This window comes from Metabacillus sp. KUDC1714 (assembly GCF_014217835.1).
Taxonomy (GTDB): Bacteria; Bacillota; Bacilli; order Bacillales; family Bacillaceae; genus Metabacillus; species Metabacillus rhizosphaerae.
In genome coordinates this window covers 4,240,942-4,265,548 of record NZ_CP055263.1, presented here as the reverse complement: position 1 = coordinate 4,265,548, position 24,607 = coordinate 4,240,942, and the positions used below count along the sequence as shown (strand labels likewise).

Annotated in this window: 22 protein-coding genes; 3 read left to right on the top strand and 19 right to left on the bottom strand. The window is 35.9% G+C overall.

What is annotated here, in order from left to right; translation table 11 throughout:
* Positions 1–270 precede the first annotated feature (270 nt).
* Positions 271–1,938 (bottom strand): DAK2 domain-containing protein, encoded by a 1,668-nt coding sequence (locus HUW50_RS19605; RefSeq protein ID WP_066337856.1) that lies wholly within the window; start codon positions 1,936–1,938, stop codon positions 271–273.
* A gap of 17 nt (positions 1,939–1,955) precedes the next feature.
* Positions 1,956–2,318, bottom strand: coding sequence for an Asp23/Gls24 family envelope stress response protein (locus HUW50_RS19600; protein ID WP_066337858.1), 363 nt, complete (start codon positions 2,316–2,318; stop codon positions 1,956–1,958).
* Positions 2,319–2,609: 291 nt separating this feature from the next.
* Between HUW50_RS19600 and rpmB the strand changes: the two genes are divergently transcribed.
* Entirely contained in the window at positions 2,610–2,798 is a 189-nt protein-coding gene (gene rpmB, locus HUW50_RS19595; protein WP_066337865.1) for a 50S ribosomal protein L28, read from the top strand.
* A 295-nt stretch (positions 2,799–3,093) separates the two neighbouring features.
* Here the strand turns inward: rpmB and spoVM are convergent, their stop codons facing one another.
* From spoVM to HUW50_RS19510, 17 genes are all read right to left on the bottom strand, one after another.
* Complete coding sequence (gene spoVM, locus HUW50_RS19590) at positions 3,094–3,174, bottom strand: stage V sporulation protein SpoVM (RefSeq protein ID WP_066337870.1); 81 nt, start codon at positions 3,172–3,174, stop codon at positions 3,094–3,096.
* Between the two features lie 150 nt (positions 3,175–3,324).
* Positions 3,325–3,969, bottom strand: coding sequence for a thiamine diphosphokinase (locus tag HUW50_RS19585; protein ID WP_066337873.1), 645 nt, complete (start codon positions 3,967–3,969; stop codon positions 3,325–3,327).
* Between the two features lie 273 nt (positions 3,970–4,242).
* Entirely contained in the window at positions 4,243–4,899 is a 657-nt protein-coding gene (gene rpe / locus HUW50_RS19580; RefSeq protein WP_066337876.1) for a ribulose-phosphate 3-epimerase, read from the bottom strand.
* Position 4,900: 1 nt separating this feature from the next.
* Positions 4,901–5,785: a ribosome small subunit-dependent GTPase A gene (gene rsgA, locus HUW50_RS19575; protein WP_066337878.1), complete on the bottom strand. Its 885-nt coding sequence runs from the start codon at positions 5,783–5,785 to the stop codon at positions 4,901–4,903.
* 136 nt (positions 5,786–5,921) lie between these two features.
* Positions 5,922–7,916 (bottom strand): Stk1 family PASTA domain-containing Ser/Thr kinase, encoded by a 1,995-nt coding sequence (pknB, locus tag HUW50_RS19570; RefSeq protein WP_185653127.1) that lies wholly within the window; start codon positions 7,914–7,916, stop codon positions 5,922–5,924.
* Positions 7,910–8,668, bottom strand: coding sequence for a Stp1/IreP family PP2C-type Ser/Thr phosphatase (locus HUW50_RS19565; RefSeq protein ID WP_066338025.1), 759 nt, complete (start codon positions 8,666–8,668; stop codon positions 7,910–7,912). The genes pknB and HUW50_RS19565 overlap by 7 nt, the downstream gene beginning before the upstream one ends.
* 5 nt (positions 8,669–8,673) lie before the next feature.
* Positions 8,674–9,762 (bottom strand): dual-specificity RNA methyltransferase RlmN, encoded by a 1,089-nt coding sequence (gene rlmN / locus HUW50_RS19560; protein WP_066338021.1) that lies wholly within the window; start codon positions 9,760–9,762, stop codon positions 8,674–8,676.
* A gap of 11 nt (positions 9,763–9,773) precedes the next feature.
* Positions 9,774–11,123: a 16S rRNA (cytosine(967)-C(5))-methyltransferase RsmB gene (rsmB, locus tag HUW50_RS19555; protein WP_066338024.1), complete on the bottom strand. Its 1,350-nt coding sequence runs from the start codon at positions 11,121–11,123 to the stop codon at positions 9,774–9,776.
* Positions 11,104–12,057, bottom strand: a complete 954-nt coding sequence (gene fmt / locus HUW50_RS19550; RefSeq protein ID WP_066337882.1) for a methionyl-tRNA formyltransferase — start codon at positions 12,055–12,057, stop codon at positions 11,104–11,106. The genes rsmB and fmt overlap by 20 nt, the downstream gene beginning before the upstream one ends.
* Positions 12,058–12,062: 5 nt before the next feature.
* Positions 12,063–12,545 carry a peptide deformylase gene (gene def, locus HUW50_RS19545; RefSeq protein WP_066337888.1) on the bottom strand — a complete coding sequence of 161 codons (483 nt, stop codon included), beginning with the start codon at positions 12,543–12,545 and terminating at the stop codon, positions 12,063–12,065.
* Between the two features lie 190 nt (positions 12,546–12,735).
* A complete protein-coding gene (gene priA / locus HUW50_RS19540) occupies positions 12,736–15,150 on the bottom strand; it encodes a primosomal protein N' (protein WP_066337891.1) in 2,415 nt (804 codons plus the stop codon).
* Positions 15,150–16,361, bottom strand: coding sequence for a bifunctional phosphopantothenoylcysteine decarboxylase/phosphopantothenate--cysteine ligase CoaBC (gene coaBC, locus HUW50_RS19535; protein ID WP_066337894.1), 1,212 nt, complete (start codon positions 16,359–16,361; stop codon positions 15,150–15,152). Before coaBC ends, priA begins: the two co-directional genes overlap by 1 nt.
* A 221-nt stretch (positions 16,362–16,582) precedes the next feature.
* Positions 16,583–16,783 carry a DNA-directed RNA polymerase subunit omega gene (rpoZ, locus tag HUW50_RS19530; protein WP_066337896.1) on the bottom strand — a complete coding sequence of 67 codons (201 nt, stop codon included), beginning with the start codon at positions 16,781–16,783 and terminating at the stop codon, positions 16,583–16,585.
* A gap of 1 nt (position 16,784) precedes the next feature.
* Positions 16,785–17,399, bottom strand: a complete 615-nt coding sequence (gene gmk / locus HUW50_RS19525) for a guanylate kinase (RefSeq protein ID WP_066338026.1) — start codon at positions 17,397–17,399, stop codon at positions 16,785–16,787.
* Positions 17,400–17,414: 15 nt separating this feature from the next.
* A complete protein-coding gene (remA, locus tag HUW50_RS19520) occupies positions 17,415–17,678 on the bottom strand; it encodes an extracellular matrix/biofilm regulator RemA (protein WP_066337900.1) in 264 nt (87 codons plus the stop codon).
* A 74-nt stretch (positions 17,679–17,752) separates the two neighbouring features.
* Positions 17,753–18,628 (bottom strand): YicC/YloC family endoribonuclease, encoded by an 876-nt coding sequence (locus HUW50_RS19515; RefSeq protein ID WP_066337902.1) that lies wholly within the window; start codon positions 18,626–18,628, stop codon positions 17,753–17,755.
* A gap of 153 nt (positions 18,629–18,781) precedes the next feature.
* A complete protein-coding gene (locus tag HUW50_RS19510; protein WP_066337904.1) occupies positions 18,782–21,472 on the bottom strand; it encodes a calcium-translocating P-type ATPase, SERCA-type in 2,691 nt (896 codons plus the stop codon).
* A gap of 319 nt (positions 21,473–21,791) precedes the next feature.
* Between HUW50_RS19510 and HUW50_RS19505 the strand changes: the two genes are divergently transcribed.
* Positions 21,792–23,507 carry an Rqc2 family fibronectin-binding protein gene (locus HUW50_RS19505; protein ID WP_066337906.1) on the top strand — a complete coding sequence of 572 codons (1,716 nt, stop codon included), beginning with the start codon at positions 21,792–21,794 and terminating at the stop codon, positions 23,505–23,507.
* 146 nt (positions 23,508–23,653) lie between these two features.
* Positions 23,654–24,565, top strand: a complete 912-nt coding sequence (locus tag HUW50_RS19500; RefSeq protein WP_066337907.1) for a DMT family transporter — start codon at positions 23,654–23,656, stop codon at positions 24,563–24,565.
* Positions 24,566–24,607: the final 42 nt, after the last annotated feature.

Sequence of the window (24,607 nt, the reverse complement as noted above, 5' to 3'; positions counted from 1 at the left end):
TTAGATGTTGACCTTTAGGACTCGCGGCTAACCTCCTTGTGCTAGTTCTTTTCTTGCAGCATACGTAATAAGATTAGTTTAACAGATTTCTCTTCAAGCTGTACAAGCTTACGAATTAAAAAGTCTGAACTTATATTTTGATAAAAGTTCAGTATAAATTATTGAGTTTTCATCTTGGAAAATTGATTATTAGAAGTTTGTAACAGAGGAATTCTTCATTTATTTCACACTGAAAAAAACTCGGCAAATGCCGAGTTTCTATGTGTGATTTTATTCAACTGAGAAAATATAAGAATATAAAGGTTGTTCACCTTTATGCGTTTCAACTTCAATGTCCTCGAACTGTTCCTCAACAAATTGAATTAGTTTCTCTACTTCTTCATCGTTTGCATCCTCACCTTGGATAATCGTTAAAATCTCATCCTCTGCAGAAATCATTTCTGAAAGTAGTTTCTTCGAAGCAGCTAGTTGATCACGATCTGTAATGGTTATTTTACCATTCAAAATCCCCATGAAGTCCCCTTTTGTAATATCAAGTCCATCAATATTCGTATCGCGAACTGCATACGTTATTTGACCGCTTTTCACATTGCTCAAGGCATCAATTAGTGTATTTTCTACATCACTAGGATCTGCAGTAGGATTAAAAGCGAGTAGTGCAGCCATTCCTTGTGGTACTGTTTTAGAAGGAATGACAATGACATTATCTTCAACAACAGAGGCAGCTTGTTGTGCAGCCATGACAATATTTGAGTTATTTGGTAGAATTATAATGGTTTCAGCATGAACGTCTTTAATAGCTTGTACGATATCCTCTGTACTAGGATTCATCGTTTGTCCACCTTCGATCACTTCATTCGCTCCGATACTTCTAAATAGCTCAGCAATACCTTTGCCCATGGTTACTGTCACGATGCCATATTTCTGCTTTTCTTGCTTTAATTCTACTTTAGGAGCAGCCTGTGAATTTTCACCAACAATATTAGTATGTTGTTGTCGCATATTTTCGATTTTCATGTTAATAAGGTTTCCATATTTTTGACCGTATGAAAGAACCTCACCAGGATGTTCTGCATGTATATGTACTTTTGCAAGCTCATCATCAGCAATAACGAGTAATGAATCACCAAATTGACTTAAATCATTTCTGAAATTTTCTTCATTGAATGGTGTCTTATCAGCTTCAAAACGTACCATGAACTCTGTACAATAGCCAAACTCAATGTCTTCAGTATTAATATGACTTTGAACACTTTTATGATGCTCAGCGTTTACAAGTTCATTCATAGAAGGCATTGATGCATTTAGAGTTGAAAGTTTTTCTCCTGTTAAAACAGCTAAGAACCCTTCATATACAAACACTAACCCTTGACCACCGCTATCAACTACTCCAACCTCTTTTAAAACTGGAAGAAGATCAGGTGTACGCTTTAATGACTGATTCGCTTCTGTTAATATTACTTCCATTAATTTATCAATAGCAATCTCATTTTCTGCCGCTAGCACTGCAGCTTTAGCAGCGTCTTTTGCAACAGTTAAAATCGTACCTTCAACAGGCTTCATGACTGCTTTATATGCTGTATCTACACCTGCCTGAAGTGCATTAGCAAATTCTAAACTGTTAATCGACTGCTTCGATTCAATTGATTTTGAGAACCCTCTGAATAATTGCGAAAGAATAACACCAGAGTTTCCTCTAGCACCCATTAATAGTCCTTTTGATAGAGCACTACCAACCTTACCGATATGATCTGAAGTATTGTTTTGGACTTCTTTTGCCCCTGATGTCATCGATAAATTCATGTTCGTTCCAGTGTCACCATCAGGAACTGGAAAAACGTTTAGTGCATCGACTAATTTTGCATTATTCGATAGGTGGTTTGCCCCTTGCAAAATCATCTCTGCAAAACGCTTACCATCTAAAGTTGTAATTGACACAGGTAATTTCCTCCTTACTACGAGTTCGCTACACGAACACCTTGTACAAAAATATTTACGGAATCAACAGCAAGTCCAACCGTCTGATCTAACGTATACTTAACTTTAGTTTGAACGTTATGTGCGACTTCAGAAATTTTTGTACCATAGCTGACGATAATATACATATCAATATAAATTGTTTCGTCTTCTTGGCGTACAATTACGCCTCTGCTAAAGTTTTCTTTTCTAAGAATTTCTGTAAGACCATCTTTAATTTGATTCTTTGATGCCATTCCAACAATACCATAGCAGTCAATTGCTGCACCACCGGCAACAGTTGCAATGACCTCGTTTGATATATCAATTTGTCCGTACTTCGTTTTTAATTCAATGGACATGATCGTTCCCCCTTTGGAATTGCTCTCACTGGCTATAATTATTTTACTATAAGCATGCACAAATGAAAAGTGGAAGCGCCTTTATCAATAAAAGAACAAAACACAATTCCTTTTTTCAATAGTATTATACAATACACCATTAAATACTATGTCAAGGAAAAATTCTTGAAAGCTTTACGTTGAAGTATTGCATTCCTGAGGCAGTTATGATAAATTATTAAAGTATCTCATGGCTATGTACATGACTATTGTAAAAAATGTTAGGTTTTTTTGTAGTAAGGAGGGAATAACATGGCACGTAAATGCGTTGTTACTGGTAGAAAAACTCGCTCAGGTAATGCACGTTCACACGCGATGAACGCTAACAAACGTACTTGGGGCGCAAACCTTCAAAAAGTTCGCATCTTAGTAAACGGTAAACCAAAAAAAGTATATGTATCTGCTCGCGCTTTAAGATCAGGTAAAGTTGAGCGAGTTTAATTCATATTAAGCTCTCTCTAAATTAGTGTTCAAAAAGGAAGACAAAAAGAGCCTAGAACTTCAAGTAGAAAGCTTAATCTTCAACACCAAAACGTTTATATTCGTGAGGAGTCGAGTAACAAGCTGTCGTAGAAATTCAATAGCTATTTTTCCGGACTTTTTGAACTACCTATAAAGCAGAAAACATGAAATGATAGCTTATCTTAGTTTGCTATATTGCAGCTATGTTTCATATTCAATAAATATAAAACACATAAGCTAAGAAAAAAGCACCGAAAATAACGGTGCTTTTTTCTTAATCTTTTTTAAACGAACCGAGCATTGCTCGAACAATTCCTCCTAAAAACTTTGGTAGCTTAATCGTATAAAATCTCATTGTTTCCCTCCTCAACCAAATCATTAAACATGCTTGTTTAAAGGTACTATTAGCGTCAAAGTTTCATAAAAATCAAATCAGTTCTTTAGCATTATATTCAGTCTGTGGAAAAAAATGACGCGAGACCTTATCTCTTTGAATCCACAAGGCTTAATCTCGACTTCTTATCATTAATATTATGCCGTCATGAAAAGAAAAAGTACCTTGTTCATGAATGAGTTCATTACTAATACATAATGTCGATCCAATGCTGATATGACAATTATTTAATGGATATTTAAATCCTTCTAGCGTAATACCCTTCACTTCATGACTAATCGGAATAAACGATATATATTTCCACTCCTTGTGTTTCTTTATTGTATATGTTCCTGGAGTGAAGAGCGTGATATGATTTTGACGATCGATTATTTCAATTTTTGAATCATACTTTATTGTTTTAAAAAGGAGTTGAATATTACCAAGCATATGGTCGATTCTTCCGCCAGTTGCTCCAAAAATTTGTATGAGTTCATGTGATTGTTGAACTGCCCATTCTAATGCAAGCTCAGTATCTGTTTTATCCTTTTCAGCAGAAAAGATAGACAAATTAGTGAAAGCCTTTGTCAACTCATTCCTCTCTTTATTTGTAATGGAGTCAAAATCTCCAAAAGCAAAGGTTAGGGGCAATCCTGACTCTTGTATGTATAACGTCCCTCTATCAATTCCAACCCATATAACACCCTCGTGATGATAATCTGTTAATACAGGGAGATTTTCTTTTGGTCCTCCTGCAACAAGTGCGATTGTTTTCATATTAACTCCTTATGTATCAAAATTTTATTAAATTTTTCACTTTATCCTCACTAATGGATAGCGTGACTTACCATGCTAAAAATGCTAAGTCCAAAGGCTTCACCTGAACTTTTTCTTCCTAACCATCGTTTGTTAAGCACAACTTCTTGGCTCTGCTCATCTGATTAATCTTATACCGAAGTTTAGTACTTAAGATATAAAAAAAGTCTGACACAGGGAATGCGTCAGAACTCTTTATTGATTTAAATTGAATCTTAGATGAGTTTTTCAGATTTATGAATGAATGGCCTGTTTTAAGGCTTGAATTGCTTGATGGCGATCAGGCTTATTATAAATAGCCGAACCTGCAACAAGTACAGTTGCTCCGGCTTCAACACAAAGTTTGGCCGTTTCTTCATTAATTCCGCCATCCACTTCAATTTCGATCGGAAGCTGTTTTTCTTTAATAATTGTAGCAAGCTGTTTAATTTTTGGTAAGACTTGTGGAATAAAAGCTTGTCCCCCAAAACCAGGATTTACTGTCATTAATAAAACCATATCAATATCCTCTAGAACATGCTGTATTGACTCGATAGGTGTATGTGGGTTTAACACTACACCTGCCTTAATACCCTCAGACTTGATTAATTGAAGGGTTCTATGTAGATGTTTACATGCTTCAACATGTACAGTAATGATATCCGCACCTGCACGCACAAACTCATGTATATAACTGTCTGGTTGTTCAATCATGAGGTGTACGTCTAAAGGAAGCTTTGTAACAGGTCGAATTGCTTCCACAATTAAAGGCCCAATCGTAATATTTGGTACAAAGTGTCCATCCATAACATCTACATGAATATAGTCGGCACCACCATTTTCTACATCTTTAATCTCCAAACCCAATTTCGCGAAATTTGCCGATAGGATTGATGGGGCAATTTTTATCATACTAATACCTCGGCTTTCTATCTTTTATTTCTTCAACAAAGGTTAAATAATGTTCATATCGATATTGCGGTATTTCTCCATTATCTACCGCTTCTTTGATCGCACATTTTGGCTCTTTCACATGTGTGCAACCACGAAATTTACAATTCCCACTTCTTTCTTTCATTTCCGGAAAACAGTAGGTTAAATCTTCAACCTCAATACCTGTAAAATCTAATGAACTAAAACCTGGTGTATCTGCAACAAAGCCAGACCCTGCTGCAATTAATTCTACATGTCTTGTCGTATGCTTACCTCTCCCTAAATGTGTTGAAATATCATCTGTCTTTAGATCAAGATCTGGTCTTAAAACATTTAATAACGATGATTTTCCTACTCCAGATTGTCCAGCAAAAACTGAAATTTTATTATCTAGAATCGGTTGTAGGTCATGTTCTACACTAGATTCAACAGTAGAAGTTAATAGCACTTTGTACCCTGCATTTTGATAATCTTTAGCATACGAAAGCACTTTTTCTTTTATATCCTCAGATGGAATTAAATCTGCCTTACTAATAACCAGAATTGGTTCAATATCATTAGCTTCAATCAGTACAAGGAAGCGATCAAGCAGCGCTGGACTAAAATCAGGTTCAACTGCTGAAAAAACAAGAATCGCTTGGTCGACATTACAAATAGGTGGTCTGACAAGTTCATTTTTACGGCCAAATATTTCAAGTATATAACCCTCTTGATCATTATCTGCCTGGTATTCAACTTCATCTCCTACAAGTGGGGTGATCTTATTTTTCCGAAAAATACCTCTACCTCTACATTGAATCATTCTTTCGCCGTCTTGCACATAGTAAAAACCACTAAGAGCTTTCACAATTTTCCCTTGTGGCATGAATAACCTCCTAGAACAATATTGTTGTTTCTCTAAATATGTTATTGATTTATTAAAGCTCATTACAAGAATTCATAGTAAAAGTTTGTGATTAATATTCTTGTGATATTCCATAATAAAAAACTATATTCTGCTTTTATTCCTCTGGATATGGAATTGTTTCAGAGGCGACAACTTTATTATCGATCGTAATTTGGTAAAACGCGCTTTCATCTGGAGCAATTATAAATTCCAACCGCTTAGTTTGTGGACCTATTATTTTGAATTCTTCGTAGGTTTCTGAAATTGAATTCTCAGCATCATCTATACTAATTTTAACCACAAGCTCTTGACCTTCTTCTTCTGGCTCATATGGAATTTCTACGGTTTTTTCTACCTTCTTAGGCGGTTCAGGTTCTGGACCCAAAGAATATACAAGCTGCAAAGTTGTGTCTTTAGGAACGACTTCTGTTCCTACTTCTGGTAATTGTGAAATAAGATGGCCAATGGGAATATCATTTGAATATTCCTCAGATTCTATAGAAGTAAATCCATTAGAACTTACATATTCATCGACTTGAGACTTACTTTTACCAACAAAATTCTCGATTTTTTCAAGCTTAGGTCCAGAGCTCACCGTAAACTCTATGGTTTCCTCAGAAGGGATTACTTCTACCCCTATTTCAGGCGATTGAGTTAGAATCGTTCCTGCATTCTCCACTTCATTTGACTCTTCTTTCACATCAATGGTAAAACCCTTTATTTCGAGAATTGATTTGACCCTGTCAATATTTTTCCCAACATAATCATCAAGCACTACTTTTTCTTTACCAGTACTCTCATAAATCGTTATTGTTGCACCTTCTTTTGTTATTTCTGAAGCTGATGGAATTGTTTTGATGACATATCCTTCTTCTATCTCCTCATCAGAGACAAGAACAGGTTCTCCAACTTCAAATCCATTTTCATAGAGAATATCTACTGCATCTTCATAAGTTTCCCCTGAAACATCAGGCACTTCGATATCCTTTGGTAGCATCATAGGCGGAATTATTGTAAAAGCAGCAACACTAGCCGTGATTAAAATAATAAAAGTGGTAATAATAAAGATGGCAAGTTTGCTTTTTTGCTTTTTTGGTTTCTTTTCTTTCTTTGCTAGCTTTTTATTTTGCTTAATATTCTTTTTTGGTTCTTCTTTTTGGTTATCTATTGTGGAATGTACAATTGTATCCTCGATTTTACTTTGTTCAATATCTTCATTCGTAATAATAGGTATTGCTTTTGTTGCTTCGAAATCCTCAGGAATTGAAAAACGAGGTTCAGATATCCGACTTACATCAAATGCAGTTTCAAGATCTTTTTCCATTTCTTCTGCAGAATCATAGCGGTGAAAAGAATCTTTTGCAGTCGCTTTTAAAATAATATTTTCTAAGCTTTGTGGGATATCGGGATTCCATCTTTTCGGTGATGGTGTCTCTGATTGCAAATGCTTTAAGGCAATCGAAATAGCAGATTCACCATCGAATGGCAAACGTCCAGTTAATAACTCAAATAATACGATTCCAATTGAATAGATATCAGATTTGTTATTTGCTAATCCACCTCTAGCTTGTTCAGGTGATAAATAGTGGACAGACCCTAGTACAGAATTGGTTTGTGTGATTGTTGTTGAGCTAAGTGCCATCGCAATTCCAAAATCTGTTACTTTCACATTACCATGATGGTCAATCAATATATTATGTGGTTTTATGTCACGATGAATAATATGATTATCATGTGCGTGTTGGATCGCTGATACAATCTGTACCATTATGTTAACCGCTTTTCTCGGGTGAATAGGAGCAAACTGCTGTATGTATTGCTTTAAGGTTTGACCATCTACATACTCCATTACAATATAGTAAATCCCATCTTCTTCTCCGACATCATATATGCTTACTACATTAGGATGGGCCAAGCTTGTTGCAGATTGTGCTTCTCTTCTAAATCTTTTAATAAATTCGTCATCGTTAGAAAAGTCAAATCGCAATACCTTCATTGCAACTTCTCTTTCTAGAATCATGTCCTTGGCTAGATAGACGTTTGCCATTCCACCTCCGCCAATAACTTCTAGAATTTTATAACGACCACTAATTCTTTTACCTATTAGCACGGCGCTTCACCTAATTCAAGATTTGCCGTCTTTTTTATAATGACTAGAGAAATATTATCCTCTCCACCGTTATCATTTGCTGACTTAACAAGCGAATTCGCAATTTCCGGAAGAGAATGACTTTTTAAAAGTTCTTCTTGCATTTCTTCATCAGAAACTTTGTTTGACAACCCATCAGAGCATAATAAAAGCACATTATCTTGTTCAAATTCAATCGTGGAAAGATCAAGTTCTACTGTTTGTTCTGTGCCTAATGCCCGTAAAAGGACATTTTTCCGAGGATGATGTTCAGCATCTTCTTTTGAAATTTGTCCTGACCGTACCAATTCATTTACGAGTGAATGGTCTTGGGTCACTTGCTTGTAACCACTGTGGTTTAATAGATAACACCGACTATCTCCAATATGACCAATGGTCGCGAAGCTTGGGGTTATAATTACACCAACAATTGTTGTTCCCATGCCTTGACATTCTGGATTCGATAAAGAATGGTCATAAACAGCTTTGTTTACCTCTGAGACCTTCTCAATAAACCAAGCCTCAGCATCTTTAGGGCTATCAATATGCTTCACTTGCTCCCATAATCCTTTAAAGGTAGAGATGGTCATTTGACTAGCAACATCTCCAGCCAGATGACCTCCCATTCCATCAGCAACAATCGCCAACACACCAGCTTCGTTTTCAAAAACACCAACACAATCCTCATTATGTTGTCTAACTCTTCCCCTATCTGACAAATAGAAAGTATCCACCTTGGTCACCTCGTCTCCTCTTTACGCTCCTTAGCTCGAAGTTGTCCACATGCTGCATCAATATCATGGCCTTGTTCTCTTCTTACTGTTACATTAACTCCATACTTTTTAAGCGTATCTTCAAATAACTTAATCTGGTCTTTCGGTGTACGTACATAATTTCTTTCAGGTACGTAGTTTACAGGAATTAAATTAATGTGGCACTTTAAACCCTTAACTAATTTTGCTAATTCTTCGGCATGTTCAACTTGATCATTTTCTCCACCAAAAAGTCCGTACTCGAAGCTAACACGTCTTCCTGTTTTATCTACATAATACTTTACAGCCTCCATTAGATCGGGCAATTTATATGCTTTATTAATAGGCATAAGTTGAGTCCGTAATTCCGAATTTGGAGCATGTAATGATATAGCAAAATTGATTTGTAACTTTTCATCAGCAAACTTATAGATCTTCGGAATGATCCCACTTGTTGAAACAGTAATATGGCGAGCACCTATATTCAAGCCTTTATCATGATTAATAATTTTTAAGAAAGACATCATCTCATCATAATTATCAAATGGTTCACCAATTCCCATTATAACAACATGACTTACTCGCTCATCAAATTCATCAAGTGCCTGTTGTACTTTTACGACTTGAGCAACAATTTCTCCTGCTTCTAAATTTCTTTTTAATCCTCCTAATGTTGAGGCACAAAATGTACAACCAATCCGGCAACCTACCTGAGTTGTTACACATACAGAATTACCATATTCATGTCTCATTAAAACCGTTTCAATCGAATATCCATCATGTAATTCAAAAAGAAACTTAATTGTTCCGTCTTTTGATGTTTGTTGAATAAGAGTATTAAGTGTTGTTAAAGTAAAGTTTTCACTCAAAAGCGTTCTAAGGTTTTTTGAAAGGTTTGACATGTCCTCAAAACTAGTTGCACGTTTTGTATATAACCATTCAAATATTTGATTTGCTCGGAATGATTTTTCTCCATTATTCTTTAACCATTCTTCTAACTCATGAAGTTCTAATGAGTAGATAGACGGGTTACTCTTCTTTTCTTCGCTGTCTTTTTTTGTCCTAGTTGCTTTCATCTGTTCCAATTTTAACCCTTCTTTCGTAAACATGCTATATAAAAACCGTCTGTTCCAAAGTAATGTGGCAGCAACTGTACTTCCCCATTTTGAAAAATAGGCTGAAGTTTTTCAGGTAAATATTTTACTGAAGCTTGATCCCGCACGAACTCTGGATGGCTTTCTAAAAACGTCTGAACGACGTCGCTATTTTCTTCTTTATCAATTGTGCATGTACTATAAACTAACACACCATCTCTTTTTAATAAAGGGGCAACAGCCTGTAAAATATTGTGTTGCAGGTCGGCCAGCTTTAATACATCTTCTTGATTTTTCGTATACTTGATATCAGGCTTTCTTCGAATAACTCCAAAACCAGAACATGGAGCATCAACTAAAATTCGATCAAAGCTCTCCTTTTCAAAGCGGTTACCGGCCAACCTGGTATCTAATGCTTCAGGTATAATATTTTCTAGCTGCAATCGGTCTGCTTGTTGTTTAATAAGCTTTACCTTATGCTCATGTAAATCAAGGGAATGAACAGTACCTGTGCCTTTCATACGTTCAGCTATATGTGTAGATTTTCCTCCAGGAGCTGCACATGCATCTAAAACCTTCTCACCTTCTTGTGGATTTAATGCTCTAGCAACTAACATTGAGCTTTCATCTTGGATGGTAAGTAGTCCTTTTGAAAACGCCTCAGTTAAGGCTAAATTTCCTTTCATACCCTTTATTGCATCCTCAGATAAATCTCCATGCTCAACCATTATCCCTTTGTTTGTAAGGTCATGAAAAAGCTCATCAACAGTTGTTTTCGTTTGATTAACTCGTGCTGTTTGCGAAGGTGGCATTAAATTTACTTCACACATTTTTTCGGTTTCTTCATAACCAAATTGTTTTACCCATTTGTCAACTAGCCATGAGGGGTGACTTGTTTTAATTGCTAGTCTCTCCACAGAATCAGATATATCATCAAATGTAGGTAGACCTTCTCGTTGAACAGATCTGAGCACGCCATTCACAAAAGCAGCAATCCCTTTATGACCTCGTTTTTTCGCAATTTCTACTGCCTCGAAAAAGATTGCTCTTTCTGGGATTCGATCAAGATAAACCATTTGGTAAATGGAGATCCTTAATAAAATTTGTACCCAAGCCTCAATTTTTTTTGCCTTTTTTAAAAAGCCTGCTAAAAAATAGTCGAGTGTTTCACGTCTTTGCAATGTTCCGTAAACGATTTCGGTGAGTAATGCTATATCCTTCTCATTTACTTTATGTTTTTTTATCATTGAGTTTAAAAGCAAATTACTATATGCTTGATTTTTCTCAACTTGTAATAAGATTTCTACTGCTACATCTCGTACACTATTTGGTTGTTTTTTCATCATCATCGCCTAATTTATTCCCTACGGAAATTGTTGTCCCTCTCAAATAGTCTTCTCCACTCATTTTCTTTTTACCAGATGGTTGAAGTTCAGTGATTTTTATCGCTGTTTTATTTCCAGTTGCGACAACAAAACCATCCTGATCAATTCCGATAATTGTTCCCGGAGATGAATCGTTTTTACTCGGCATCTTTTCTCCCCACCATACCTTGAGAGGTTGATTCTCATATGTGGTAAACGCAACAGGCCAAGGATTAAGACCTCTAATTTGGTTATAGATTTCTTCCCCTGTTTTGGTCCAATCAATCTTTTCTTGCTCACGTTTAATATTAGAGGCGAAGGTTGCTTTTGAATCATCCTGCTTTTTTGGTGTGAGCTTTCCTGCAAGTAATTGAGGAATTGTTTCAGACAAAAGCCTTACTCCTGCTTCGCTGAGCTTGTCATGTAATGAACCAACTGTGTCTCGCTCCTCAATTCTAATCTCGACCTGAGTAAGGATATCACCTGCATCAAGTTTTTCTGCCATATACATGATCGTGATTCCTGTTTTATCTTTCCCTTGAAGAATAGAATAATGAATTGGTGCACCACCTCTTAATTCCGGTAAAAGTGAAGCATGTACATTTATACAGCCAAATTTAGGCGCTTCTAATAATTCCTTTGGTAAAATTTGTCCAAAAGCTGCCGTGACAATAAGGTCTGGCTCCAATGAAAGAACATCCTCAACCTCATTTCGAATCTTTTCAGGCTGTAACACTTTAATACCATGATTCTCAGCTTCTACTTTTACTGGTGGCGGAGTAAGAGTTTTTTTACGCCCTTTTGGTCGATCTGGTTGGGTTACAACACCAACAATATCATAGCCTGCTTTTACAAGACTCCGTAAAATCGGCACAGAAAAATCAGGTGTTCCCATAAATACGATTTTTGTCATACGTGTCATCCTTCCGCACTTTCTAAATCATTTTCTTCTAAGTATTTTTCTACCTTTTTTGTGAATAACACTCCTTCAAGATGATCCATTTCATGTTGGATCGCTCGAGCAAGAAATCCTTCAGCTTCAATGATTTTCACTTTTCCTTTTCGATTAAATGTTCTAACCTTTACATAGTTTGCTCTCGTTACTTCACCGTACAGACCAGGAAAGCTTAAACATCCCTCAGGTCCAGTTTGTTCACCACGTTCTTCAACAATAACTGGATTGATTAATTCTATTGTTCCATTATGATCATCAATATCAACAATAGCTATTTGCTGTGAAATTCCTATTTGTGGTGCTGCTAGTCCAACACCATCATTTTCAATCATCGTATCATACATATCTGCTAAAAGCTTTGTTAGCTTCCGATCAAAAATAGTTACCTTTTCACAAGGTGTTTCTAAAACATCTGCCGGAAACATAACGATTGGTTTTACCGCCAAAAAGACTCCTCCAAACATACACTAAAGCGCAATTGCCTTGTTCAGCCTCGGGCAATAAGACACTAATGAATAGAATACATTCTTTACCTTCAATTCATTAGTGAGACTTATGACCTCGAGAGGCTAGGCATTGAATACCGAGCGCTTATACAGTATAAAAATTTTATTATTCATTAAACAAAAGTCCAACTCACATCATCGTATTTGGACTTAGATCAATTGCGATGATTAAGTCATTTGAACTCATTTCTTGTTGAAAGTGTTCAATGATTTTTCTTAATGTTTCATGTAAGTTTTTTTCCCGTTTGTATTTTACCATGCATTGGTATCGATATCTATCTTTAATCCGCGGGATCGGTGAAGCTACAGGTCCTAATATCTTTGTTTCATTTTCAACATTTCTTCTTAAAAATTGAACTATTTTCTCTGTCACAGAAACAACCTTTGTTATTTCTGGATGTGAGACCGTAAGTAAGGCTAGATAGTAATAAGGTGGATAAGCATGATTTTTACGAAGCTGCATTTCATGATTATAAAATGAGTCATAATCATATTGACTTGCCAATTGAATACTATAATGCTCAGGAGTATAAGTTTGAATGATAACCTCACCTGGAAGCTCATGTCTTCCTGCTCTACCACTTACTTGTGTTAATAGCTGAAATGTTTTTTCAGAGGCTCTAAAATCAGGTAAGTGAAGCATCGTATCTGCTGTTAACACACCAACAAGGGTGACATCTGGGAAATCAAGACCTTTTGCAATCATTTGAGTTCCCAATAAAATATCAGCTTCTTTGTTACCAAATCTTGTTAAAAGCTTTTCATGCGCACCTTTTCTCCCTGTCGTATCCACATCCATTCGAATGATTCTCGAATGCGGTAATACCTTGACTAATTCTTCTTCTACTTTCTGTGTACCTGTTCCAAAAAAACGAATATGTTCACTTTGACATTCCGGACATACATTTGGCATCTGTTCCTCGTGTCCACAGTAATGACATTTAAGCTGTTGCCCATGTCTATGGTAGGTTAATGAAATGTCACAATGTGGACATTGGATAACAAAACCACAATCTCGACACATAACAAACGAAGAATATCCCCTTCTGTTAAGGAATAAAACCGACTGTTCCCCTTTTTCTAGTCTTTCGGTTAATTTCTCAATTAACGATGTTGAAAACATACTCCGATTGCCACTTCTTAACTCCTCTCGCATATCGATTATGTCAACTTGAGGCATTGATCTTTTGTTCACTCGCTCCTTTAATGTAAGTAGCTTATAAACATTTTTTTTAGATCGTGCAAACGATTCTAGGGTTGGTGTTGCACTCCCTAACACAACCGGACATTTATGAAGTTTCGCACGGTATATAGCAACATCACGAGCGTGATAACGTGGGTTCTCTTCTTGTTTATAACTCGATTCATGCTCCTCATCGATAATAATCATACCTAGATTTTCAAATGGAGCAAAAATAGCAGATCTTGCACCAACGACGAGTTGAACCTCTTTTCTTTGGATTTTTCGCCATTCATCATATTTTTCACCAGTAGAAAGTCCACTATGTAGGACAGCCACTTTTGATCCAAAGCGACCTTTAAAACGATGAACCATTTGCGGGGTAAGAGAGATCTCTGGCACGAGGACGATTGCTTCTTTACCATTATTCAACACTTCTTCGATTGACTGAAGATAAACCTCTGTCTTTCCACTTCCTGTTACCCCGTACATAAGAAATACATCATGTACATTTTCGTTGATTGTTTTTATTAGTGGTGTTATCGCCTGCTGTTGCTCATTGTTTAATATTAGTCTTTTAGTTTTCTCAAAATGACGATCTTGATAAGGATCACGATAAACCTCTTTAATCTCTTCTTTTAAAATTCCTTTAGATATAAGTGCTTTAACAGATGCATCTGACGTATTAGCTTCTATTAATAAGTCCTGTAAAGCTATTTCATTTATTTCATTGGTCGTAAAATAGGAAATGATTTCAATTTGTTTTTTTGCATTCGCAGGGAGTTCTTTTATAAGCTCTGTAAGCCTTAATAACGATTCATTCCGTTTAATGATTTTGATCGTTTTTTTATTTCCCTTTTGTTTCACTTTGTAGATGACTTCTAAATGACCTTGTTCAATTTCCTTTTGTATCATCTTTAATGAAACAGTTTGTTCAAGCTCTTTTAAATCGACTTGATTGCCGTTCTTAAAAAAAGGCTGTAGTTGTTCTACTAATTCCGTTACATCATCTGTAGTAAGTCCTAATGCTTTTTCATATTTTGCTTTCATTGCAGCCGGTAACATTGCTTGAAATGCAGATATTTTAAAGCATAATGTTTTCTCTGTTAACCATTGTCCTAGCTGTATAAGCTCACTAGTCAAACATGGAGTTAAATCTAATAATTCTGAAATAGCCTTTAAGCGTTTGAACTCTGAGTGATTTTTTATCTCAATCACAAATCCTTGGATCTTTCTAGGTCCAAATGGAACAATTACTCTCATACCTGGTGTTACTAACTCTTGCCACTCTTCTGGAATTTTATAATCAAACGCTCGATCAGTTTGCATAGCAGGAACATCAACAATAACACTTGCGTATTTCATTATCTTGCTCCCTTTAATAGCACATGGACTTTTTCTAATAGATGTTTTGCTACTTCCTGTTTAGTCAAAAGTGGTAGCTCAAGACTTACTTGATTACGGTCATAAATCGTCACAATATTCGTATCTGTTCCAAACCCTGCACCTTCATAGGTTACATTATTAGCTACAATTAAATCTAAATTCTTCGTCGCTAGCTTTTTCTTTGCATATTCCTCAACATTGTTTGTTTCAGCTGCAAAGCCTACTAGAAGTTGATGTGTTTTCAGTTTACCTAATTCCTTTAATATATCCGTTGTTCTTTCCATTTTAATATGTAAGTCATCATTTTGTTTCTTTAGTTTTTGCTCATATGTGTTAATTGGTCGGTAATCTGCTACTGCAGCAGATTTGATCACTACATCCGATTTTGGGTATAGCTCGATGACGCGATCATACATTTCTTGAGCTGACTCTATTTGGATAGTTGTAACAAATTCTGGTGGGGTAAGCGAGGTTGGACCTGTAATTAGCGTTACATTAGCACCAAGCTTTTCCGCCATTTCTGCGATCGCATATCCCATTTTCCCAGAAGAATGATTGGTAAAATAACGAACTGGATCAATCTTTTCTCTAGTTGGACCTGCAGTAATTAGTATTTCCACATTGTTTAGCGGTCTCCCTAACGCATTTTTTTCAAAATAATGATTGAGCAAGTTGACGATTTTTTCTGGCTCTTCAAGCCTACCCTTTCCAACATAACCACAAGCTAAAAACCCTTCACTTGGCTCAATAAACTGATATCCAAAGTCAAAAAGTGTTTGGATATTTTTCTTTACTGCTGGATGATCATACATATGTACATTCATGGCTGGAGCTATCCAAACGCCTGCAGTTGTTGCAAGTAACGTTGTTGTCAGCATATCGTCTGCAATACCATTAGCAAGCTTTCCAATAACGTTAGCTGTGGCTGGGGCAACAAGGACTATATCTGCCCAATCAGCCAAATCAATGTGGGCAATCACTTTTGAATTTTTCTCATCAAACGTATCATAAAAAACATCATTACGGGAAAGAGCTTGGAAGGTTAAAGGAGAGACAAACTCCATCGCTGAATCGGTCATAATCACCTTTACTTCAGCTCCAGCTTGTACTAATTTACTAGTTAGGATACACGCTTTGTAAACTGCAATTCCGCCGCTAACACATAATAATATTTTTTTCCCTGATACCATATTCTCCACCCACTTTGAAAGATCTTTTTTAAGGTAAGCGGACGAGATCCGCTTACCGTTTCTGCATTACTGACTCTATAAAGACTAAAAATCTATTTTAACTGTTTTTTTGTTGATGATTGTAATTAATAAATCTTTGGAGGTTATATCATTTATTGTACCAATAAATGTTTACATTGAAAAAAATAACAACCTATAACCTAGGTTGTTATTTTAAGGCATTATTTCTCTGGTCTTTGATAATTAAGAAGGCCTGCATTTATTTCTTCTAATGCTTTTCCAACATATTTAAACGAAACAGGTTTTGCAATTTGTTGATCACTAAGTTCCTGCATTTCACGTGCACGTTTAGCAGCAACTGTTACAAGTGTATATTTTGAATCTAATTTATTCATTAGTACATCAATAGATGGGTATAACATATTATTCAACCTCCAGTATTTTTTTATATCGTGGTGCTACTCTTTCGCGTCTACAATGCTCTGCAGTCACGATTGCCTTAATACGATCACATGCGAATAGAACATTTTCGTTTTCAACAACGTAATCATATGCATCCATCATGACAATTTCCTCTTTTGCCACTTTCATACGATTATTAATTAATTCCTCTGTTTCCGTTCCTCTTGTAACGATACGGTTTTTCAGTTCATTTAAACTAGGCGGGCTTAGGAAAATAAACAATCCTTCAGGGAACGCATTGCGGACTTGAAGTGCACCTTGGACTTCGATTTCAAGAAATACATCCTTTCCCTCGCTTAATGTCTTCTCTACATAATCAACAGGTGTACCATAATAATTTCCAACGTATTCAGCCCACTCTAGAAGTTTATTTTGTGAAATCAATTTCTCAAATTCTTCCCGAGATTTAAAGAAATAATCGATCCCATCAACTTCTCCTTCTCGCGGTTTTCTTGTTGTCATTGAAATCGAATATTCAAATGCAGTGTCTTCTTGTGAAAATAATTCTTTTCTTACCGTGCCTTTTCCTACACCAGAAGGACCCGATAGGACGATTAACAATCCTCTTTCTTTTATCAACGTTTCTACTCCCTACCCTTCATCTGATAGATCATCTTTATTTGAAAGCCTCTGAGCCACTGTTTCAGGCTGTACAGCTGAAAGAATAATATGATCACTATCCATTATAACAACAGCTCTGGTACGACGACCATATGTTGCATCTATTAACATGCCTCTGTCTCTTGCGTCTTGAATGATTCTTTTGATTGGAGCTGATTCAGGACTAACAATCGAAATTATACGGTTGGCTGATACTATGTTGCCAAATCCGATATTGATTAGTTTAATGCTCATATGTATGCTCCCCCTAATAAAGGACAAATCTATTTTTGCCTTATAAGCCCTTTTATAATCAATGGTATGTTAACCTATTCAATATTTTGGACTTGTTCCTTTAATTTTTCAATAATACTTTTTAATTCGACAACATTTTTTGCAATATCTCCATTATTTGCTTTCGAACCAATTGTGTTTGCCTCCCTATTTAGCTCTTGTACTAGGAAGTCTAGCTTACGACCAATCGGGCCACTAGCTTTTAGGGTTTCGCTAAACTGATGGTTATGGCTATGTATTCTTGTTAATTCTTCACTGATATCAGCTTTTTCAGCAAACAGTGCAACTTCGGTTAAAATGCGATTTTCATCGACTTTACCTGACACGTATTCTGCTAATCTTTTCTCAATTCGTTCACGGTATTGTTCAACAACAGAAGGTGCTAACTTTTCCAGCTCAACCGTTAAAATACTAATATCCTCGAGCCTTTGTTTTAAATCAACAGCAAGTTGATCGCCCTCTATTTTTCTCATTTCTACTAATTGTTTAATCGCAGCTTCCACAATAAGAAGGAGTTTGTTTTCAACATTCTCACTTGAAATTGACTCTTCAAGAATATCAATTCCCTGGCTTAGTCCAAGAATTTGATTTAAGGTAACTTCATCCTTAAGAGAAAAACGTTCTTTTATTTGGTGAAGTGAGTTCACAAATTGCTCTAATAATTCCCAGTCAACATGAATTGATTTATCAACTAATGACTCACCTTCTAAATTGACATAAATCTCAATTCGCCCTCTACTCACAGATTGAGAGATAAGTTTTTTTATCTTATCTTCGCTACTCATGAACTGTTTTGGCATTTTTAGACTAACATCTAAAAATCTGTGGTTCACTGATTTCATTTCAACTGTAAGAAGACATGAATCAATTTGCCCACTTGCACGACCAAATCCAGTCATACTTGCTACCACTATGGATCACATCACTTTCTTTCTATAAGCTTAATTGTTGTGAGACGTCTATGTAAAATCGATATACAAATAACTATAATGCTTCTTTTAAAAATATCATGATCTTGATCCAACAAGCAAAAGGGATGACTTTGTGGGTCACCCCCTTCTGGATTATACCATAGTCTTCGTTGATTTTCTTGTTAAAAGTGATCCTGCTAGTAAAAAAGTTGGAATTGCAGATAATCCTAAAATTAATAACCAATCTCTAAGCAGGATTGGAATTGTATGGAAAATCGGTTGAAGTGGTGGATAATAAATAACAACAAGCAATAACAAGACCGATGAAATGACCGCACCAATTAAATATAAATTCTCAAATGGATTTCGTTCAAATATCGACTTTTCACTTCGACAATCAAATACATGGATAAGCTGAGCCATAACCAGAGTTGCAAATGCAATGGTTTGTGCGTAAGCAAGATCATCAGGATTACGATAATACACAATCATAAAAGCAGCAAGTGTGGCAATACCAATTAAAAAGCCGCGCGAGATTACTTTCCAGCCTAGACCTCTAGCAAAAACTCCTTCTTTAGGATGACGTGGCTTCCGTTTCATTAAGTCACCTTCTGGTTGATCCAAGCCTAATGCCATAGCAGGTAAGCCATCAGTTACTAAATTCACCCAAAGGATTTGAATTGGAACTAATGGTAATGGCAATGCAAGTAACATTGCAAAAAGCATCACAAGAATCTCTCCAACATTTGAAGCAAGAAGATATCGGATGAATTTTCGAATATTTTCATAAATATTTCTTCCTTCTTTTATTGCGGATTTAATGGTCGCAAAATTATCATCCACTAAAACTAATGAAGAAGCTTCCTTTGCAACATCTGTACCAGTTATTCCCATTGAAATACCGATATCAGCGGCTTTTATAGCTGGGGCATCATTAACCCCGTCACCAGTCATTGCAACAATATGCCCTCTATTTTGGAGTGCCTTTACAATTTTTAATTTATGTTCTGGTGAGACTCTTGCAAACACATAAACTTCATCTACAATTTCCTCTAGCTCTTCAACAGTAAGTGCTGATAGGTCTTTCCCTTCCATCACCTTGCCGTTCGTTGGTAAAATATTTAGCTGTTTTGCGATTGCCTCTGCCGTTATGATATGGTCCCCTGTTATCATAACAGTCTTAATACCCGCATCTCTACATTCCTTAACAGCTTGTTTTACCTCAGGTCGTGGTGGATCAATCATCCCTTGTAATCCAATAAAGACTAATTCCTTTTCAGCTTCAAAGCTAGTATTGACTTTTTCCCTTTCTTGCAAAGGTTTAAAAGCAATTGCAATCGTACGTAGAGCTTGAGATGCAAGTGATTCTATTGCATTTTTCACTTTGGTTTCATAAACACTACTTAGGTCTTCTTGTCGTTCATTCCATAAAATGCTTTTTGAAACACCTAGTAGTACATCTGGTGCTCCCTTTGTTACAACAAAGCGTTTACCTGCTTTATCTTTTACAACTACACTCATCATTTTCCGTGTAGAATCAAAAGGGAACTCTTCAACAACTTCAAAATTCCGAAGCAACGATTCCTTTTTCAGCCCCGCTTTCATTGCGGCCACAATTAGAGCTCCTTCAGTTGGATCACCATCTAAAATAAATTGACCATCTCGTTCAACAATGCCTGCACTATTACACAATGTACCAAAGGTTAGGATTTGTTGTAATGTTTTTGTTTTTGGTACATCAACTACTTTATCTTGATGTAAAAATTCCCCGTGTGGATGATAACCGGCACCACTTACATTCCATAGTTTATCACCAGACCAAACTTGTGTTACAGTCATTTTGTTTTGTGTTAATGTTCCTGTTTTATCAGAACATATTACTGAAGCACAACCCAGTGTTTCTACTGCAGGTAATTTACGAACAATTGATTTTTGCTTGATCATTCGTTGTACACCGAGTGATAATGCAACGGTAACAATTGCTGGCAGGCCTTCAGGTATCGCTGCAACCGCAAGTGATACACCTGCTAAAAACATATTGTAAATGTCATGACCTTGTAACACACCGATGCCGACAACCAGTACCGTTAAGAAAAGAGCAACAACGATCAGTATTTTACCCAGCTGTTCCAAACGCCGCTGCAATGGCGTATCCATTGTCTCTGCATTTTGCAGAAGGTCTGCAATTTGTCCCATTGCTGTATTCATCCCAGTTCCAACAACAATACCAATACCAGATCCTCTTGTTACTAATGTTCCCATGAAAACCATATTTGTTAAATCGCCTATTCCAACATCCTGAGCTACAATAGGTTGAACAGATTTTTGCACAGGGAGAGATTCTCCAGTAAGAGCAGATTCTTCAACCTCTAAGCTTTTTGTTTCTATCAAACGCATATCTGCGCCAATCCGATCACCATTTGTGAATTTTACAACATCTCCAGGGACAAGCTCTTTAGAAAGAATCCTCATCCAATCTCCGTCCCTTAAAACCATTACTTGAGGTGCTGAAAGCTCCTTTAAAGCCTCTAATGACTTTTCTGCTTTTCGTTCTTGGAAAAATCCTAATACTCCGTTAACGATCACAATCGCAATAATAGCGATAGCATCAATATATTCTCCCAATAAACCAGAAATTAGAGTTGCTGCTAATAATACTAGAACCATAAAGTCCTTAAATTGACTTAAAAACACCAATATCGCGGAAGGTCGATCAGCCTCTTTTAATTCATTATATCCGAATTTTTGTTCGCGCTTTTGAACCTCCTTACTTGTAAGTCCTGAATCTGCATCCGTATTAATTGAATTCATTACCTCTTCTGATCTCATCTCATGCCATTTCATGAATCACCTACACACCCCTTAAACAGAAAAAATTTTACGTTTGATTAACGGCTATATCTCGCTAGAAGTCTTGCTCCTTTTCCTTTTCACTCCCCGTAAATGTCCGATAATTCTTTCTAACCAACTGTGGGGAAAAGTTCACTCCACTTGTTGGAAGTTTCGCTATAACACAACTTATTCAGACTCGTCCTAAAACATGCTATAATCAGATAGAAAACTTACCTAGTGATCAGGAATCTTAAAAAAACAATTCGAGATTGGTAAGCTATATAAATATTTCATACACTAAAGGTGCATGTTGACAGAAGGAGTTTATGCCATGTCGTTTGATGGTTTATTTACATACACAATTACACAGGAATTAAAAAGAGCACTTTATAACGGAAAAATCGCAAAGATTCATCAGCCATATAAATATGATCTTATTTTCCAAATACGATCAGGAGGAAAAAATCACCGTTTGTTTCTTTCTGCCCACCCAAGCTATGCAAGAATTCATTTAACAAATGAGAGCTATGAAAATCCAAGTGAGCCACCGATGTTTTGCATGCTTTTAAGAAAGCATCTTGAGGGTGGTGTGATCGAAAACATTCAACAACTCGATATGGAAAGAATAATTATCATTGATGTAAAAAGTAGAAATGAACTTGGAGATTTAACAGAAAAGCGGCTAATGATAGAAATTATGGGCAGACATAGCAACATTGTACTCGTCGATAAAGAACGCAATATGATTTTAGATAGTGTGAAACATTTATCACCAGCGGTAAACCGCCATAGAACTGTTCTTCCCGGCCATACGTATGTATTGCCACCCGGACAAGGTAAAGTGAACCCTTTTGAAGCTGATGAAGAAACAATTCTAAAAAAGCTAGACTTTAATTCAGGTAAGCTTGACGGACAGCTTGTCGAACAATTTGCAGGGATATCTCCGCTTTTTGCAAAAGAGGTAATCCACCGTTCAGGGCTCGTTAATCGAACAACTTTACCAAAAACATTTTTAACAATGCTAGATGAATTAAGAAATGAACAGATTGAGCCGCAAATTTTCTATCAAGCGAAAAGAGAAGTATTTTATATGATGAATCTCACACACCTAGATAGTAAAGAGCGCAAAATCTTTACAACCATCTCTGAATTGCTAGATCGTTTTTATTATGGAAAATCCGAACGAGATCGTGTAAAGCAGCAAGGTAATGATTTGGAACGTTTCATTATTAATGAAAAAAAGAAAAATGAAACCAAAATAAAAAAATTAGAAGCGACATTAGATCAGGCTGAAAAAGCCAATCAATTTCAGTTATACGGTGAATTGTTAACAGCTAATTTATATGCTGTAAAAAAAGGAGATAAAACGGCAGAGGTTGTCAATTATTATGATGAAAATAACACGACAATCACCATACCGTTGAATGTACAAAAAACTCCATCTGAAAATGCGCAAAAGTATTTTTCTAAATACCAAAAGGCAAAAAATTCAATTGAAGTTGTACAACAACAAATTGAACTAGCAAGAAATGAAATTGTTTATTTTGAAGGATTGATACAACAAATAGAATCTGCTTCACCTAGAGATATTGAAGAAATTCGTGAAGAATTAATGGAAGGCGGCTACTTAAAGCAAAGACAATCAAAAGCACTTAAAAAGAAAAAGCTACAAAAACCACAATTAGAGTACTATGTTTCAAGCGATGGTACTGAAATTTTAGTTGGCAAAAACAATAAGCAAAATGAATTCCTAACAAATAAATTGGCTGCACGCGATGATGTTTGGTTTCACACAAAGGATATCCCAGGTTCTCACGTCGTGATTAGAAGTAAAGATCCTTCAGAAAAAACGATTTTAGAAGCTGCAAATATTGCCGCCTATTTTAGTAAAGCAAAAAATTCAGGCTCTGTACCTGTTGATTTCACAGCTATAAGACATGTTAAAAAGCCTAGTGGGTCAAAGCCTGGATATGTCATTTATGATCATCAGCAAACCGTATATGTAACACCGAGTGAGGATTTGATATTCCGATTACGGAAAGGATAAATTTCTATTTGGAATTTATTCTTAATGAGGATGACTTAGGATAATCACCCCTTTCTAAGCCATCCTCATTCTATTAACACTATAAACTAAACTTTTCAATATAACTTTTTCTTATAAATTTAGGTCTTTTATGTAGGAGTGGAATTATGGATAAAAAATTAGCCTATCTATATATAGTTACAGGTGCAGCTTTATGGGGTATGATTGGTTTTTTTGTAACCTATCTTTATGAAATAGGATTTACACCAACACAAGTGGTCGCGATCCGTGCTATGTCTGCAATGTTCTTCCTATTTATTTTTGTCTTAATTAAGAATCCACAAGCATTGAAAATAAACATTTCAGATAGTAAGTATTTTATAGGTACAGGAATTTTTAGTATTGTCCTTTTCAATTGGTGTTTATTCCAAGCAATTCAAGAAACCTCTATTTCAATAGCAAGCATCCTTCTCTATACAGCACCTGCATTTGTAACAATTTTTTCAAGGGTCTTGTTTAAAGAATTACTAACACCTAAAAAGGTTATATCTTTAATTACTACTTTTATAGGTTGTTCATTTGTTATTGGTATCTTACCAAACTTAAATGGATCTATTACATTATATGGAGTAATGCTTGGTATTGGATCAGGTGTGTTTTATGCCCTTTACAGTATTTTTGGGAAATTTGCTCTAGTAAAGTATGACACTTTAACAGTTACAGTATATACCTTTATTTTTGCAGCCGCTGCAATAACACCCTTTAGTGGTCTATGGACTGTTTTACCATTATTCAGGAGTTTAGATGTCTGGCTATACATATTAGGTCTAGGATTACTTTCAACAATGCTTGCGTTTATTTTATATACAAAAGGGCTGAATTTCATAGAATCAAGCAGAGCATCAATTATCGCTACTATAGAACCTGTAGTAGCAACAATTGTAGGTATTTTGCTTTTTAATGAAAAATTAAGTATTTGGCAATACTTTGGCATTTTGTTGGTTATTTTAGCGGTCTTTATTGTTCAGGAAACGACTAAACAATCCACTAAAAATATGACCATTAGTAAATCTATTTAAACTATTTCAAAACAATAGACCACTAAATAGAGGGTGACTCAA